Annotated in this window: 12 protein-coding genes; 4 read left to right on the forward strand and 8 right to left on the reverse strand. The window is 70.5% G+C overall.

Annotated features, from left to right (window positions below; translation table 11 throughout):
- The 4 genes from NBZ83_RS20170 to NBZ83_RS20185 form a co-directional block, all read right to left on the reverse strand.
- On the reverse strand, positions 1-765 hold a 765-nt coding region (locus tag NBZ83_RS20170; RefSeq protein ID WP_261575583.1), incomplete at its 3' end, for a carbohydrate kinase family protein.
- Positions 766-1402: 637 nt separating this feature from the next.
- Positions 1403-2392, reverse strand: coding sequence for a hypothetical protein (locus tag NBZ83_RS20175; RefSeq protein WP_261569802.1), 990 nt, complete (start codon positions 2390-2392; stop codon positions 1403-1405).
- 226 nt (positions 2393-2618) lie between these two features.
- Positions 2619-3797: a cystathionine gamma-synthase gene (locus tag NBZ83_RS20180; protein ID WP_261575584.1), complete on the reverse strand. Its 1179-nt coding sequence runs from the start codon at positions 3795-3797 to the stop codon at positions 2619-2621.
- 9 nt (positions 3798-3806) lie between these two features.
- Positions 3807-5189 carry a cystathionine beta-synthase gene (locus NBZ83_RS20185; protein WP_261569828.1) on the reverse strand — a complete coding sequence of 461 codons (1383 nt, stop codon included), beginning with the start codon at positions 5187-5189 and terminating at the stop codon, positions 3807-3809.
- A gap of 277 nt (positions 5190-5466) precedes the next feature.
- Here NBZ83_RS20185 and NBZ83_RS20190 point away from each other — a divergent pair, with 277 nt between their 5' ends.
- A complete protein-coding gene (locus NBZ83_RS20190; protein ID WP_261569821.1) occupies positions 5467-5856 on the forward strand; it encodes a YccF domain-containing protein in 390 nt (129 codons plus the stop codon).
- A gap of 157 nt (positions 5857-6013) precedes the next feature.
- On the opposite strand, the gene NBZ83_RS20195 is transcribed toward NBZ83_RS20190, so the two are convergent.
- Both NBZ83_RS20195 and NBZ83_RS20200 read right to left on the reverse strand, forming a co-directional pair.
- The gene (locus tag NBZ83_RS20195) at positions 6014-6430 is read right to left on the reverse strand and encodes a ferritin-like domain-containing protein (protein ID WP_261569822.1); all 417 of its coding nucleotides are present in this window, start codon (positions 6428-6430) and stop codon (positions 6014-6016) included.
- A gap of 142 nt (positions 6431-6572) precedes the next feature.
- Positions 6573-7367 (reverse strand): hypothetical protein, encoded by a 795-nt coding sequence (locus NBZ83_RS20200; protein ID WP_261575585.1) that lies wholly within the window; start codon positions 7365-7367, stop codon positions 6573-6575.
- 1026 nt (positions 7368-8393) lie between these two features.
- On the opposite strand from NBZ83_RS20200, the gene NBZ83_RS20205 reads away from it, so the two are divergent.
- Together NBZ83_RS20205 and NBZ83_RS20210 are read left to right on the forward strand one after the other, a co-directional pair.
- Positions 8394-10127, forward strand: coding sequence for an ABC transporter ATP-binding protein (locus tag NBZ83_RS20205; protein WP_261575586.1), 1734 nt, complete (start codon positions 8394-8396; stop codon positions 10125-10127).
- Entirely contained in the window at positions 10124-12091 is a 1968-nt protein-coding gene (locus tag NBZ83_RS20210) for an ABC transporter ATP-binding protein (protein WP_438803244.1), read from the forward strand. The genes NBZ83_RS20205 and NBZ83_RS20210 overlap by 4 nt, the downstream gene beginning before the upstream one ends.
- On the opposite strand, the gene NBZ83_RS20215 is transcribed toward NBZ83_RS20210, so the two are convergent.
- The gene (locus NBZ83_RS20215) at positions 12088-12531 is read right to left on the reverse strand and encodes an SRPBCC domain-containing protein (RefSeq protein ID WP_261569825.1); all 444 of its coding nucleotides are present in this window, start codon (positions 12529-12531) and stop codon (positions 12088-12090) included. The two genes, NBZ83_RS20210 and NBZ83_RS20215, sit on opposite strands and share 4 nt — an antisense overlap.
- Before the next feature lie 292 nt (positions 12532-12823).
- Positions 12824-14059: an ABC transporter substrate-binding protein gene (locus NBZ83_RS20220; RefSeq protein ID WP_261569826.1), complete on the reverse strand. Its 1236-nt coding sequence runs from the start codon at positions 14057-14059 to the stop codon at positions 12824-12826.
- Positions 14060-14206: 147 nt separating this feature from the next.
- Between NBZ83_RS20220 and NBZ83_RS20225 the strand changes: the two genes are divergently transcribed.
- Positions 14207-16192 (forward strand): ABC transporter permease (locus NBZ83_RS20225; RefSeq protein WP_261575587.1); only part of this gene is annotated, 1986 nt, incomplete at its 3' end.

Below are 16192 nucleotides of genomic sequence, written 5' to 3' on the forward strand. Positions count from 1 at the left end.
GTTGTGTATAAGAGACAGGGCCGGGCGCGCCCACCCCCGAGCGCCGTCCCACACGGCGACCCCGTGTTCCGCCCGGGTGACGCACACCAGCGGCGTCGCGAACCGACGGCCGAACGCGGCCGCCAGCTCCGCCCCGGGCCCCGAGGCCGCCGGATCGCCGGCCGCCGCCAGCAGCATCCTGGCCTCCTGCTCGTTCGGGGTGGCGGCGCTGATGCGGTCCCAGGGCAGGTCGACGAGGGCTGCCGCGGCGGACCGTTCGGGCGGGGCGGGATGAACGACCAGTGTCACGCCGGCCGCGAGGGCGTGGTCGACGGCCGCGCGCACGGTCGCGGGCGGCGGGTCGAAGGTCACGATGACGGCGCGGGCGGAGTCGATGGCATCCCAGGCGGGGGCCAGGTCGGTGGGGGTGAGCTCGACTGCCTCCGCCCAGCGGCAGAGGAACGCGGTGCGGCCGTCCGGGTGGGCGAGCACCACGCAGACCGATGTCGCCGCGTCGGGACGGACCGCCATCGTGGCGGTGTCGACGCCCTCGGCTCGCAGTGTGGCGAGCAGCTCGCGGCCGGTTTGGTCCCCGCCGACGACGCCGACGGCGCGGACCGGCACGCCGCGGCGGGCGAGCGCCACCGCCTGGTTCAGGCCCTTGCCGCCCGGCCGGGTGCGTACGGCGTCGACCCGAAGATCGTCCCCCCAGGCCGGCAGCGTGTCCGTGGTGACGATGCAGTCGAGGCAGAACCCGCCGACGACCGCCACGCCCGTCCTGCTCACCGCGCCAGGCTAGTCGGCCGGCTCGGGGCTCGGCGGCGGATACCAGCAGGCAGTCGGCGCGGAAGACCCCGGGTGGAGTGGAAGCTCAAACCATCAGGGGTGCCGCATCATGAACTGACGGGTAACCCGATGGTGGGCCGGTATGGCCGTATCCATGGCCTTTTCCTGTCTTGGCCGGACACCGCTGCCGTAAACGTGGGCTCGGTCGCCACTTTCGTCGCGCCCCGACCTGCGCGTCATTGTCGGCCACCCGATAACGTACCGCCGTGCCTCTTCCGTATCCCGTCGCCGCGCGGGCGACTCCACCGCCGTTGCCAATCACCCATAACATTGCACCATCACAATCCGTGCACTTCGGTCCGTCGACCGTCATGCTTCATTTCGACATGTTCCCCTTCCTGGCTGCTCTGGTCGTTCTTGTCGTTGTCCTGGCCGGCCTGCTCGTCGCGCGTTCGCTGCGGACTGGCCTGGACCGTCGGCGGGTGACCACGACCCTCCCGGCCCGCGGCGAACTCCCGGCCGCTTTACCGTCGCGCGAGCCGGCGCCCGCCGCGAAGAACCTCGGAGCCGGGGGAGCGGAGATTTTCGGCCGGCGGGGCTGTATCGGTCAAACCACTACCGGGCGACCCGCCAACGGTCATACCGGTGACCATTCCCGCGCCTGCGCGACCAGGCCGGACCAGTCCGCTCCCCTGTCTCTGGCCCGCTTCGCGAGCGAGAGAATTCCGTTGGACAGCCAACTGCTCGGCCGGACCGCCGAGGCGGCCAGCGCCCTGGTGGCCAGCATCTCCGCCTCCTCCAGATCGTGCGCCCGCATCGCCGCCGACGCCTGGTAGAGCCGCACGGCGGCGAGTGCGCCGGACGCCCGGGAACGGCCGAACAGGTCGGCGGCCTCGCCCAGCCGATGTTGGCCCTCGTCCAACGCCCCCGCGGCGACGAGCGCCGCGCCCCCGAATGTCGGCAGGTAGCCCGGATGAATGCCGTCGAGGCTGTATCCCAACGATCCCTGGGGCAGCTTCGCGGCGATCGAGTCCGCCGAGCGCAGCACGGCCACGATGCCCTCCGTCGGCATGCTGCGGGCGGCCATGATGTGTGCCTCGGTGGTGAGCGCGAGGATCGCGGTGTGCGCGTGCGGCGCTGTGGCCAGGGCGGTTCGGGCGAGCTGAAGCCCGTCGGCGGTGCTGTCGAAGGAGTAGGCCGCGAGTTCGGCCAGCACGACTCCGGCGTGGGCGGCGGTGGTGGCATCCCCGACCTGCTTGGCCAGGACCAGCGCCGCCTGCGCCGCGATCGTCGCCCGGGCCGGCTGCCCGCTGTCGCCCTGGGCCACCGAGGTCATCAAAAGAATTCGGCCGTGCGTGCGAAGCCAGTCCTGGCGCAGGCCCGCGCCCAGCCGCCAGCGCCCGATGGTGCGGGCGTGGCGTTCGAGGGCTCCGAGCCGTTCGACGAGCTCGGCCGGCGGGGTCGTCTCCCAGCGGCGGGCGAGGGTTTCCAGGGCGGACTCGACCCGCTCCAGGGCCACCTGGCTGTCCATGACGGAGGAGCTCATGTCGGCTGTCCCGACGCAGAGAAGGGCACCGATGAGCGCACCCGAGGTGATGAGCGCCCGGCGGTCCGTGGAGGCGTCCATGCGGCACTCCTGACGGTCGCGACCTGGCGGACCCGGCACGTGTACGGCATACCTGCACGTGCAGCCATGATGTTCTCCGCCCGCGGATCTCAACTCAGTAAGACAACGATAACCGCTTAAGCATCGCTATGTCGGCTCGGCGCTCACTTCGGGACTTTGGTCGGCCGTTTTCCCCCGCCATGGTGGTGTTGTACGTCGGTTTCGGTACACCATGCCAGCGTTAGATCTAAGCTGAACCGGTTGAAAGCCCGTCCAGCGCGCGTCGCAGATCGGCCGTGAGGTCGTCGGCCGATTCGATGCCGACCGAGAGCCGCACGAGCTCCGCCGGGACGGCGAGCGGCGAGTCCGCGACCGAGGCGTGGGTCATACTCGCCGGATGCTCGATCAGGGATTCCACCCCACCGAGTGACTCGGCGAGGGTGAACAGCCTGGTCCGCGCGCACAGTTCGATCGCGGCTCGCGGTCCGTCCCGCAGTGTGAACGAGACCATCCCGCCGAAGTCACGCATCTGTTTGGCGGCGATCCCGTACCCGGCATGGCCGGGCAGGCCAGGGTAGTGCACCGCGGCGACCGCCGGATGCGCCGCCAGCAGGGTGGCGACAAGTCGGGCGTTGGCGCAGTGCCGATCCATGCGCACCGAGAGCGTCTTGATACCGCGCAGTACGAGCCAGCAGTCGAACGGCCCGGGGACGGCGCCGGCCGCGTTCTGGAGGAACCGCAGCCGGGTACCGAGCTCCGGATCGTTCACCACGACGGCGCCACCCACGACGTCGCTGTGGCCGCCGAGGTATTTCGTGGTGGAGTGCACCACGGCGTCGGCACCGAGAGTCAGCGGCTGCTGCAGGTAGGGCGAGGCGAACGTGTTGTCCACGGCGAGCAGCGCGCCGGCGTCGTGGGCGACCGACGCGAGCGCGGCGATGTCGGCGACCGACAGCAGCGGGTTCGTCGGCGTCTCACACCACACCAGCCGCGTCACGCCCGGACGGACCGCGGCCCGAGCCGCGTCCAGGTTGGTGAGGTCGACGCTGGTGTGCTCCACCCCCCACTCGGCGAGGACGCGGGCGATGAGCCGGTAGGTCCCGCCGTAGGCGTCGGCCGGGATGATCACATGGTCGCCGGGGCGGCATACCGCCCGTAGCAGCGTGTCCGTCGCCGCCATGCCGGCGGAGAAGGCCAGGCCGACCTGGCCGCGTTCCAGCGCGGCGAGGCAGGTCTCCAGGGCTGCCCGGGTCGGGTTGCCGGAGCGGGCGTACTCGAATCCGCCGCGCAGGCCGCCCACGCCGTCCTGGGCGAAGGTCGAGGACAGGTGAATGGGCGCGACCACCGCCCCGGTGCCCGGATCGGGCTCCTGACCGGCGTGGATCGCGATCGTCTCGAACCCGTCGGCGAACTCCTCGGCATGCATGACGCCACGCTACGGCGCCACGGCCAGGAAACTGAGCAGGTCGGCGCGGGTCAGGATGCCGACCGGGTTGCCCTCGTCATGCACCAGCACGGCCGGCTCGTCGCCCAGGACGGCGACGATCCGCGACAGCGGCTCGCCGCTGCCCACCATCGGCAGCGGCGGGGAAAGATGATCGGTCACGGGGGCGTCGATGGCGGACCGGTCGGCGAAGACCGCGGCGAGCAGCTGGCGTTCGATCACCGAGCCCGCCACCTCGGCCGCGCGCAGCGGCGGCTCGTGGCGCACGACCGGCATCTGCGAGACGTTGTACTCCCGCAGGTAGGAGATTGCCGTGCCGACCGTCTCGGCCGGATGGACGTGCACGAGGTCGGGCGGCCCGCTGGTCTGCTCGCCCTTGTACCGAAGGGCATCGGCGACGGTCGGACCGCTCGACGGCGGCTCCAGGAAGCCGTACTCGTACATCCACTCGTCATTGAAGATCTTCGACAGGTAGCCGCGGCCCGAGTCGGGCAGCAGGACCACGACGATGTCGTCGGGACCGAGACCACCGGCGACGCGCAGCGCCGCCACCACGGCCAACCCGCAGGACCCGCCGACCAGCAGCCCGCACCGGTGGGCGAGCTCCCGGGTCATCAGGAACGACTCCCGGTCGCTGACCGCCTCCACCCGGTCGACGACCGTCTTGTCGTAGGTCGTCGGCCAGATGTCCTCGCCGACCCCCTCGACGAGGTAGGGTCGCCCGCTGCCGCCGGAGTAGACCGATCCCTCCGGATCCGCGCCGATGATCTGCACGGCCCCGCCGGAGACCTCCTTGAGGTAGCGTCCCACGCCGCTGATCGTGCCCCCCGTGCCGATCCCAGCGACGAAGTGCGTGATGCGGCCGTCGGTCGCCCGCCAGATCTCCGGCCCGGTGGTGGCCTGGTGCGCGGCCGGGTTGTGGGGGTTGGAGTACTGGTCCGGGCTCCAACCGCCCGGGGTCTCCCGGACCAGCCGGCGGGCCACCTCGTAGTAGGAACGAGGATCGTCGGGGGACACCGCTGTCGGGCAGACGACAACCTCGGCTCCGTAGGCGCGCAGGACCGCCCGCTTCTCCTCGCTGATCTTGTCCGGCATGGTGAACACGCAGCGATACCCCTGCCGAGCCGCCACCAGCGCCAGGCCGACCCCGGTGTTACCGCTGGTCGGCTCGATGATGGTGCCGCCCGGCCGCAGCTGCCCCGCCTCCTCGGCGGCGGCGACCATCGCCAGCGCCACCCGGTCCTTGACCGAGCCGCCCGGATTCAGATACTCGAGCTTGCCCAGCACCGGCGCCGGGGTTTGCGCTATCCCCGGCGTCAACCTGACCAGGGGCGTGTCACCGACGAGGTCGACGACGTGGTCGAACACCTGCATACCGGTCATCCACCTATCGCTGCGGTCGGGAACGCGGGCCGGTCGTGCGACGTCCGGACTACTGTCGTCGACGGTAGCGAGTCAGGCCCGCCACCGCCCGCTCCCCGCCGAATTCGCCGACTGCCGACGGTGAACTTCTGCCCTGGGGGGTACTTGAGAGATAAAGGTCGGCACCCGGTGGGTAAGTTCCGCAGGCGGTAAGTGCCCGTGTTGCGGCCTACGCCCGCGGGCCTCGGCGACGACCGGTCTCGTTCCGGAAGAGAGTGCGGGTGGGCGAATGCGAGTCCTGCTCAACGTCATCTGGCTGGTGCTCTGTGGTATCTGGCTGGCCCTCGGTTATGCCCTGGCGGCCCTGATCTGCTTCATCCTCATCATCACCATTCCGTTCGGCATCGCGTCGTTGCGGATGGCCAACTACGCGCTGTGGCCCTTCGGCCGGCGGGTGGTCGACCGCCCGGACGCCGGCGGGGCGTCCCTGGTCGGCAACGTTCTGTGGATCGTTTTCGCCGGCTGGTGGCTCGCCCTCGGGCATCTCACGACCGGGATCGCGCTGTGCCTGACCATCATCGGTATTCCGCTCGGCCTGGCGAACTTCAAACTGATCCCGGTGTCGCTGATGCCGCTGGGCAAGGAGATCGTGGACGTGGACAGCCCGGTCCTGGTCTGAGCCGCCCGTCGCCGCGCTGCGGCATCTCGCCCCCGGCCTGCGGCATCTCGCCCCCGGCGGTCGGGGCATCCCGCTCGTCGCGGCGGGGCACCGGGCCGGCGCTGCCGGCCAGTCCGGTGCCGCCGGCTCGGCGGCCGCGACCGCCCCACGCTCAGCCTCAGCGGCCCAGCGCCGTCTGGAGGTCGCGAACGTGTTCCTGGGTCTGCTCGAGCAGGGGGCGCAGCGCCTCGGCGACGTCGGCGAGGCCCAGCTCGTTGGCCTGGCTGAACCGCTCGCGGTAGCGGCTGAGCTGCTCGGACTCCAACCGGAGATCGTCCTGCAGCGCATCCTGAGCATCGCTGGACGGGCGAACCTGGGACACGTCGACGGTCGGCGTCCCGCCCAGGAAGGCGATCTGCTCGGCCAGGATCTGGGCGTGACCGAGCTCCTGCGGCAGGTGCCGCCTGATCTCCTCGGCGACGCTCAGGTACTCGGCGCCTGTGACGACCGCGCCGTGCTGGATGTACTGGACGATCGACTGGTACTCGGAGCTGAGGTCATCGTTGAGCAGCTTGACGAAGGTCTCCTGATCCATGCCGGTGAACTCCCCTGTCTCAGATTCCGGCGCCCGGACGGGTTCCAGGCGGTCTGAGCGGGATGCCCGTTCTCGGCGCACTCATGCCTCGACGGCACCTCGGCGGCCTGGCTGGGACCCGGTGCGGTGCGGGGCCGGCTGATCACCGTCCCCGACCGCGTCGTTTGCGTTCCGGCCCGGAGAGGATGTCCGGTTCGGTGCCGGTCGCCTTGGCGCTGCGGCGCCCGCGGCCGTTGTCCGGGGATGCGGCGGCGCGCGCGGACTCCTGGGCTCGCCGGTGGAACGCCTCGATCACGGGCGTGGGGCCGGTCGGGGCGGAGTGCACGGAGTCCGTCATCGGGTAGGGCAGCGGGCCCGCCGCGCTCCAGCCGGCGGGGCTCGGCTGCTCCCCGACGAGTTCGCTGAACGCGACGATCGGCCGGTCCCGGCGGTAGTGATAGCCGCCGCGGTGGCCCTGCCGCCGCGGAATGGGTGCCGTCACCGGATCCCCGACCTCGGTCGGCGGAACCGACGTTCCGCCGGATTCCTTGGCCGGGTCGCGGGACTGGAACCAACCGAAGTGGGCGTTCTTCCCGCGGAGCACCGCGTTCTCGGAACGGATGATCACCAGGAGTGCGGTGGCGAAGGCGGCTCGCATGCGGGCCTCGGCCAGCTGCCGTTCGAGTTCGGCGACATACGCCGGATCGACGGCGGCGTTCGACACCCGGTCCTGGCCCGGTTCGCCCGTCGGGCCGAACGCCTCGATATGCAGCGGCCGGCACTGCTCGAGCTCCGCGACTTGTTGCGACTGATCCTCCGGATACAACAGCTCCACGTAGTTCTCGATGACATGCCAGTCGATCTGCTTCTCGCCCCGGAACTGACGGCTGAGATCGCGCGCCCGGGAGCGCCGGATCTTGATATCATCGCTGTCCGACCAGACTTTCCGCACCACCATCTCGTAACTCACCCGATAAGGGCTGTTGAGTTCGTGAAGATGGTGTAGCAGCGTGAGCTGACTGCGATTCTCGAGTTCTGGCTTTGGTCCCCGCGGGCGAGCGCCGGAAAGAGTCATCGACGGTCCATCCGATAGTTGTGACGGTGCGCCTGCGAGCGAACTGGCGGTGGCCTCTGCATGCCCCGTGCGACGTCACTACGAGTCATCGGCATCCGTCCTCCCGGGGTGGGCGCCCCGGGCATCGGTCGACGCGCACCTCGCGCTCACACTATCGGTTCCTTTCCGTCTCGGACCGATGGTTGCGGACCTACGACCACGCGCGCCCACGCTCCGGTGTCAACTGTCCTGGCGCGATGCTCCCGGACCGGAATAACATGGCCGGTTGCGCTACTTCGCCGAATCTGTTGCATCGACAACTCGTCCGGCGGGACGGGCCCGCGGATGGTCGACCGAAGTCGAGTATCGGCGTCGCCGTCGGGCCCGGCACAGTACGCTGGCTCAGCGCGGCCGTCGGCATGCGGACGAAGAGGGTGTCGCGATGGTGATCATTCTTCTGTGGCGCTGGAGCGGCGCCGGCGGTATCTTCGGCCGCCGATACCGCCGGGAAAACCATCCGTCCGGGAATTCGGGTCCGGAAAGAATGCGCCGCCGCCGGTGGCCGCCCGGTCTTCGCTGATCGCATCCGGGCGTGGCGCGAGGAGCCGGCGGTTGGAGGATCGGCCGCCGCCGGGTGTTCGGACGATCGGCCGCCACCAGGCGATCAAGTGATGCTCGGGGGGTGGTCGCCCACGAGCGAAATCGCCTTGACCTAACGTTGGGTTGAGGCCGTAAGGTCGCCACGCGTCCATGGTGCGTCACCTGCCGTCAGGCGGAGCGTACGGCCCGCGTCCCGTCATCCGGCATCCGGCGTCACGGGGGTCGCCGCTCGCCGCGTCCGTCATGACGGTGGGGGACCTGCCCGGTGCCCCCGCGACGGCTGCGGGACGCCCTGGTCGACCGGGTATCGCCGCTGCAGAGAGGGATCGCATGCTCATCCGACTTCTGCGAGCGCATCTGGCCCGCTACCGGCGGCCCATCGCGATCATCGTGACCCTGCAACTGGTCTCGACGATCGGCATGCTGTACCTGCCGACCCTGAACGCGGACATCATCGATCAGGGAGTGGTGGTCGGCGACACGGGTTACATCCTGCGCATCGGCGGGGTCATGCTCGGCGTCAGCGTCGTGCAGCTCCTCTGCGCCGGCGCGGCGGTCCTCTACAGCGCGCGCACGGCGATGGCCATCGGACGCGACCTTCGGGCGGCGGTGTTCGACCGGGTGCAGGCGTTCTCGGCCCGCGAGGTCGGCCGCTTCGGGGCTCCCTCGCTCATCACCCGGGCGACCAACGACGTCCAGCAGGTGCAGATGCTGGTGCTGCTCAGCTTCACGCTGATGGTCTCAGCGCCGATCATGTGCATCGGCGGCATCATTCTCGCGGTGAACCAGGACGCCGGGCTGTCCCTGCTCCTGGTTGTGATCGTCCCGATTCTCGCGATCATCATCACGCTGATCGTGCGGCGGATGCGCCCGCTCGGGCGGGCCATGCAGGAACGGCTGGACACGGTCAACCGGATCCTGCGCGAACAGATCACGGGGCTGCGCGTCATCCGGGCCTTCGTCCGCGACGACCACGAACGGCACCGGTTCGGGGTGGCCAACGCCGAGCTGACCGACGTCTCGCTGCGGTTCGGCCGCCTGATGGCGTTGATGTTCCCGCTCGTGCTCACGGTCGTGAACTTCTCCAGCGTCGCCGTGCTCTGGTTCGGGGCGCACCGCATCGACGCGGGCCACATGCAGATCGGCGCGCTGACCGCGTTCCTCAGCTACCTCATGCAGATCCTCATGTCGGTCATGATGGCGACGTTCATGTTCATGATGATCCCGCGCGCCGAGGTCTGCGCCGAACGCATCCAGGAGGTCCTGGCGACGGACTCCTCGCTGCGGCCGCCGGACCACCCGGTGCGCGAACTGCGCGCCCACGGCCTGCTGGAGCTGCGCGGGGTGGGCTTCCACTATCCGGGGGCGCAGGATCCGGTGCTGCGCGGCGTCAGCCTCACCGCCCGCCCCGGCCAGACCACCGCCGTCATCGGCAGCACGGGCAGCGGGAAGACGACCCTGCTCGGCCTCGTCCCGCGGCTGGCCGAGGCGACCGAGGGCGCCGTCCTGGTCGACGGCGTCGACGTGCGCGACTTCGATCCCGCCGTGCTGGCGCGGACCGTCGGCGTCGTGCCGCAGCGGCCCTACCTGTTCTCCGGGACCATCGCGTCGAACCTGCGCTACGGCAAGCCCGATGCCACCGACGACGAGCTCTGGCAGGCTCTGGAGACAGCGCAGGCGAAGGAGTTCGTCGAGGCGATGCCGGCCGGGCTCGACGCCCCGATCGCGCAGGGCGGCACGAACGTCTCCGGCGGGCAGCGTCAGCGGCTCTGCATCGCCCGGCTGCTGGTCCACCGCCCCGAGATCTACCTGTTCGACGACTCGTTCTCGGCGCTGGACTACACCACCGACGCCCGCCTGCGGGCGGCGCTCGCCCGGGAGACGGCCGACGCCACCGTTGTGATCGTCGCCCAGCGGGTGGCCACCATCCGCGACGCCGACCAGATCATTGTGCTGGAAGGCGGCGAGGTGGTCGGGGTGGGCACCCATCACCAGCTCATGGCCGACAATCCGACCTACCGCGAGATCGTGCTCTCGCAGCTCACCGAGCAGGAGGCCGCGTGAGCGAGACCGCTTCCACCCCGGCGCAGCGCCGCGGCCCGGCCCCGGTGGCCGGCCCGGCGCGTTTCCTCGGCGGTCAGGGCGCCGCCGAGAAGTCCGCGGACTTCGCGGGTTCGAGCCGGCGCCTGCTGCGCCTGCTGCGGCCGCAACGCCACCTGCTGACGGTCGCCGTCGGGCTGGCGACGGTGAGCGTCGGGCTCACCGTGACCGGGCCCCGGCTGCTCGGCCATGCCACCGACCTGGTGTTCGCGGGGATCTTCAGCCGGCGGCTGCCAGCCGGGACGACGAAGGCGCAGAACGTCGAGGCGCTGCGGGCCGCCGGGCACGGCACCCAGGCCGACCTGCTCGCCTCGCTGGACGTCACCCCCGGGCGGGGGATGGACTTCGGCGCGATCGGCACGGTGCTGCTGTGGGTCGCCATCGTCTACGCGCTCGCCGGGATCTGCGGCGTGCTGCAGGCCCGCCTCACCAACCTGGCGATCCAACGGGTGATCGGCGAGCTGCGCGACGACGTGCAGCGGAAGATCTCACGGCTGCCCACCCGCTACTTCGACAGCCAGCCGCGCGGCGAGGTGCTCAGCCGGGTCACCAACGACATCGACAACCTCGGCCAGAGCCTCCAGCAGAGCGTGTCGCAGATCGTCGTCTCGGGGCTGACCATCGTCGGCGTGCTGGCGATGATGTTCTGGATCTCCTGGGAGCTTGCCCTGATCGCGCTGGTGACGGTGCCGGTGTCGGTCGTGGTGGCCACGCGGGTCGGCAAGCTCGCCCAGCCGCAGTTCGTCGCCCAGTGGAAGATCACCGGGCGGCTCAACGCGCACGTCGAGGAGATGTACACCGGGCACACCCTCGTCCGCGCGTTCGGCCGTCAGGAGGAGTCGGCGCGCACCTTCGGGGAGTACAACGAGCAGCTGTACACGGCCAGCTGGCGGGCCCAGTCCATCTCCGGGTTCATGCAGCCGGCGATGATGTTCATCGGCAACGTCAACTACGTCCTGGTGGCCGTGATCGGTGGTCTGCGGGTGGCGTCGGGGGCGCTGTCGATCGGCGACGTCCAGGCGTTCATCCAGTACTCGCGCCAGTTCAGCCAGCCGCTGTCGCAGGCCGCCAGCATGGCGAACCTCGTCCAGTCCGGGGTGGCCTCCGCGGAGCGGGTGTTCGACCTGCTGGACACCGCCGAGCAGGAGGCCGACCCGCAGGTGCCGGCGCGGCCCGAGGGGTTGCGCGGCCGGGTCGCGTTCGAGCACGTCGCGTTCCGCTACAAGCCGGACAAGCCGCTGATCGAGGATCTCTCCCTGGTCGCCGAGCCGGGCCACACGATCGCGATCGTCGGCCCCACCGGGGCCGGCAAAACCACGTTGATCAACCTGCTGATGCGCTTCTACGACGTGACCTCGGGACGGATCACCCTCGACGGCGTCGACATCGCGGCCATGACCCGCGACGGGCTGCGCGCCCAGATCGGCATGGTGCTGCAGGACACCTGGTTGTTCGGCGGGACCATCGCCGAGAACATCGCCTACGGGGGCGAGGGCGTCACCCACGAGCAGGTCGTGGCGGCGGCCCGGGCCGCCCACGTCGACCGGTTCGTCCGCACCCTGCCGGCCGGCTACGACACCGTTCTCGACGACGAGGGGACCGGCGTCAGCGGCGGCGAGAAGCAGCTCATCACCATCGCCCGCGCGTTCCTGGTCGAACCGCTGATCCTGGTCCTCGACGAGGCCACGAGCTCGGTGGACACCCGTACGGAGGTCCTCATCCAACAGGCCATGTCGACGCTGCGAGCGGGCCGGACCGCCTTCGTCATCGCGCACCGGCTGTCGACCATCCGCGACGCGGACACCATCCTCGTGATGGAGAACGGGGCGATCGTCGAACAGGGCGATCACACCGGGCTGCTTGCCGCGGACGGCGCGTACGCCCGGCTCTACCAGTCGCAGTTCGCCCAGGCCGCCGTGGAGATCTAGCGGCCGGACGCCGGCAGGACGGCCCACGACCGGTAGGTCTCCAGGTGCGACTTGAGGCTGGACAGTGTCGCGGGCCACCCGCTGTAGAGGTCGCAGTCGGCGCTGTCGCGGATCTGGTCGTGCACGACGGTGAGCCGGCAGGAGCCGCCCACGGTCTCGATGTCCCAGGTCACGCGGGTGACACCCGCGTCACGCACGTCGGCGCTCCACAGCGCGACCGTCCTCTGGACCAGCCGTCGGGGCGGTGAGACCTCCAGATTGACGCCGATACCGAGCCGTGTGCCGGTGCCCGGATCGCTGAGCTCGAAGTGGGAACCGGGGGTCCAGTCCGAGGTCACCCGCGTGCCCAGATCGCGGGTGACGCCGGTATCGGGCGCCGTGATCGCGGCCCAGAGGCGGCGCGGGGTGGTCCGGATGTAGATCTCGAACACCTTCTCCATCGGTCTCTCCAGACTGCGCGTGAGCTCGCTGTGCGTGACGGAGGAGCGGCGTTCGTTCCCATCCTCCGAAGCTGGCCGGGTGGCGGCAAGGACCCGGTGAGGGGCACCAAGGTGCCCCTCCGGGAGAAGGAGCGCGGAATTACGCGGTCGGGCGACGGCTCGGTGGTCGCAATTATTGGTAGGCGAATTGCATCTGACGATCTCTTTGGTGGGGTCGATTCATATCGGAGAAGGAGAAGTTCGTACGAAAGGCCAGCTCAGGGCGCCACCGAAAGGAGGGAAGCCGGAGCGGTCAGTCGATCAGGGTGATGAGCTGGCGGCCGTCCTGCCAGGTTCCGGTCACATCGGAGAAGGAGTTGTCCTTCCAGCGCAGCAGCCGTACGGCGGTGTTGCAGACGGCTGGGAAGATCTCGATCTGCCTGCCGTCGCAGGTGTACGGATGGGCCATGACATTCGGCTGGTCGTGCGTGGCGCGCAGCGCGGTGAGCAGGCCGTCCGAGTTCGGCTGCGGGGTCTTCGCCAGCAGGGCCCGCAGGTTGAGCACGGCGGAGAAGGCGCCCTGCGACGCCGAGGTGCGGTTCGCCTCCGGCACGGCCTTGCGGAAGGCGACCGTGTCGGCGTCCCCGCCGCTGGACCCGACGGGGAGGTAGCTGGAGGCGAAGTAGAGGTTGTCGGTGTGACCGCCGGCGGCCCGTGGCACCGCGGGCGTGGCGCAGGCGCCGACGAAATAGATGTCGCTGTGAATGTTCAGCGCGGCCGCGGCCTGGACGATCCGGGCGCACGCCGCCGCCTGGAATACGACGATGATGGCGTCCGGGTGGCCGGTGGCGGCCTGAGTGAGCGCCGGTGCGAAGTCCGCCGCGTCAGACTTTTCGGCGATCAGCCGGACGTCGGTGACACCTTTCTTGCGGAGAACGTTCTGGGATCCCTTGATCGCGGCGGTGAGTAGTCCAGGCAGGTCCACGTACAGTGCATGTGCACTGTGGATGTGTCGGGTGGCGGTGAGGTAGTCGGTGAGGCCGAGTAGTTCCGCGACCGTACCGCCGGAAAGCGTGAAGGCGTTCTTGGAATTAAGTTCACCGCTGAGCTGCGGCGATCCGGTGACGTAGGGAATGTGGGCCGCCTCGTATACCGGCATGGCGGCCTGCGTGCCGAAGTCGATGCCGCCGACCACCGCTATCGGCTTTTCCGCGACCAGCCGGTTGGCGCAGTTCTGGGAGGATTCCGGGGAACCGTCGGTGGCGCAGGTCGCCAGCCGCAGCGGCCGCCCGCCGACGCCGCCGAGCGCGGCATTGGCATGGTCCACGGCAGCCTGCGCCGCCCGCCGGGTCTCCGGGTATGACCCAAGAGTGCTGTTCTCGACGGTGACGAAGCCGAGGGTGACCGGTGGCCCGGTCAGGCGGCTCGCCGTGGCGCCGTCGGCTGCGCCGCCCGACGAGCCGCCGCGCTGGCTCGTGCAGCCGGCACCGGCGAAGGCGACGGACAGGGCGACGGAGAACGCGAGTAGGGCGCGGGAAGCTTGTCTCACGGGCGCTCAAGCTACACTCCATCTCACCCGGTTCCTGGGTGAGACCGTCGACCGGCGGGACAGGAGTGATTCGGTGATCGCGCGCCCACTCTTCCGCCTCGTCGCCCGTCCGTCGACTTCGACGCTGGACATCTGCTCGGGAGCCTCGTGACCACCTATGTAGCCGCAATGTTGCTGGGCCTCGGCCCGGGTGCGGTGTACGCGGCGCTCGGCCTCGGGCTCGTGCTCACCTACCGCGCCTCCGGCGTCATCAACATCGCGCATGGCGCCTTCGCGATGTACGCCACTTACCAGTATGCCGAGCTGCGCTCGGTTGGCGACCTTGTCCTGCCCGTCGTCGGGTTGCCGCCACGAATTCATCTCACCGACACCCCCACGTTCGGGCTGGCATTGTCGGTTTCTCTTGCGATGGCCGCCCTGCTGGCATTGGCGTCCTATCTGCTGGTCTTCCGGCCATTGCGGCGGGCGCAGCCGATGATGACCGTCGTCGCCGCCGTCGGGCTCACGATCGCGTTGCAGGCCGTGGCCGTCGTCCAGTTCGGCTCGGACAACCGCTTCCTCGACCCCGTGCTGCCCCAGTCACCGCTGCATCTGCTCGGGGTCACGGTGCCGAGCGACCGGCTGCTGCTGGCGGGCCTCGTCGTCGTGGCCGCGGCCGGCCTGTGGGCGACGTCGCGCTGGACCATGTTCGGCCTCGCGACCCGAGCCGTCGCCGACGACGAGGAGACCACCGCGCTGCTCGGCCGCCGGCCGGGCTGGATCGCGGCGGCGAACTGGATGCTGGCGGCGGTGCTCGCCGCGCTGGCCGGCATCCTCGTCGCCCCGATCAGCGCGTTGAACCCGACGAGCTACTCGCTGTTCGTCGTGCCCGCGCTCGCCGCGGCACTGCTCGGGGGGCTGTCCTCGTTCGGCCTGACCGTCGCCGGTGCACTCGGCCTCGGCGTCGCGCAGGGGCTCCTGCTCCCATTGCAGCAGGATGTCGGCTGGCTGAACCAGCCCGGTCTGCGGGCGCTGCTGCCGATGATCCTCGTCCTCGCCGTGGCGGGCCGGCGCGGCACGCTGATCCCGGGTCGGGGGGCCGCCGCGGTCGTGTCGGTGCCGCTGCCGGTGGTCGAGCCCCCGCGGCGTCCGCTTGGTGGGCTCCTGCTCGGCGTGCCCGTCGGGATCGTCGCGCTGTTCCTGCTCACCGGCTCCTGGCGGCTCGGGCTCGAACGCAGCCTCGCCGGCGCCGTGGTGTGCCTGTCGTTCGTGGTGCTGACGGGCTACGTCGGCCAGCTCTCGCTGGCGCAGATGTCGCTGGCCGGCGTCGCCGGTTTCCTGCTGGCCCGGCTGGAGGGCGAGCTCGGTGTGCCCTTCCCGATCGCCCCGCTGATCGCCACGTTCGCGGCCGCGGTCGCCGGACTGTTCATCGGGGTGGTGTCGCGCCGGCTGCGCGGCGTGGATCTGGCACTGATCACGCTGGTTGCCGGGGTCGCGATCCAGGAGGCGGTGTTCGGAAATCCGCTGGTCACCGGTGGGCTGGCCGGATCGTCCGTGCCCAGTCCGAAGATCTTCGGTCTGGATCTCGGGCTGTCCGGGGCGGGCTTTCCCCGGGTGCAGTTCGGCCTGCTGGCGCTGGCAGTGCTCGCGGCCAGTGGCTACGGGGTGGCCCGCCTGCGCACCGCGGACCTCGGCCGGCGGATGCTCGCGGTGCGGGCCAACGAACGGTCGGCGGCCGCGGTCGGGATCGACGTGCGCCGGACGAAGGTGCTGGCGTTCACGCTGTCCGCGGCGCTCGCCGGCCTCGGCGGCTGCCTCATCGGATACGGCCAGGGCCGGCTGTCCTTCGACTCGTTCGGGGTCACCGCCTCGCTGTTCTTCCTCGCCATCGCGGCCGTCGGCGGGGTGACCAGCGTCGGCGGGGCGCTGGTCGGGGGCCTACTCGTCCCGGGTGGGCTGGCGTTCACGGCGCTGGACCGCGTCGCCGGACTCGGTGAATACCAGCAGGTGCTGTGCGGCCTCGCGGTGGTGGTGCTGGCCGTCCTGCGCCCGGCCGGGCTCGTCTACCGGTCCGGCCACGCCGCCCGGCCGGTCGCGCCCGGTGGGGACGTGCCGTCCGACGGGGACGGCGGGAATGTGCTGTCTGGCGGGGAC

This window comes from Frankia gtarii (genome assembly GCF_025403375.1).
In the GTDB taxonomy this organism is placed as follows: Bacteria; Actinomycetota; Actinomycetes; order Frankiales; family Frankiaceae; genus Frankia; species Frankia gtarii.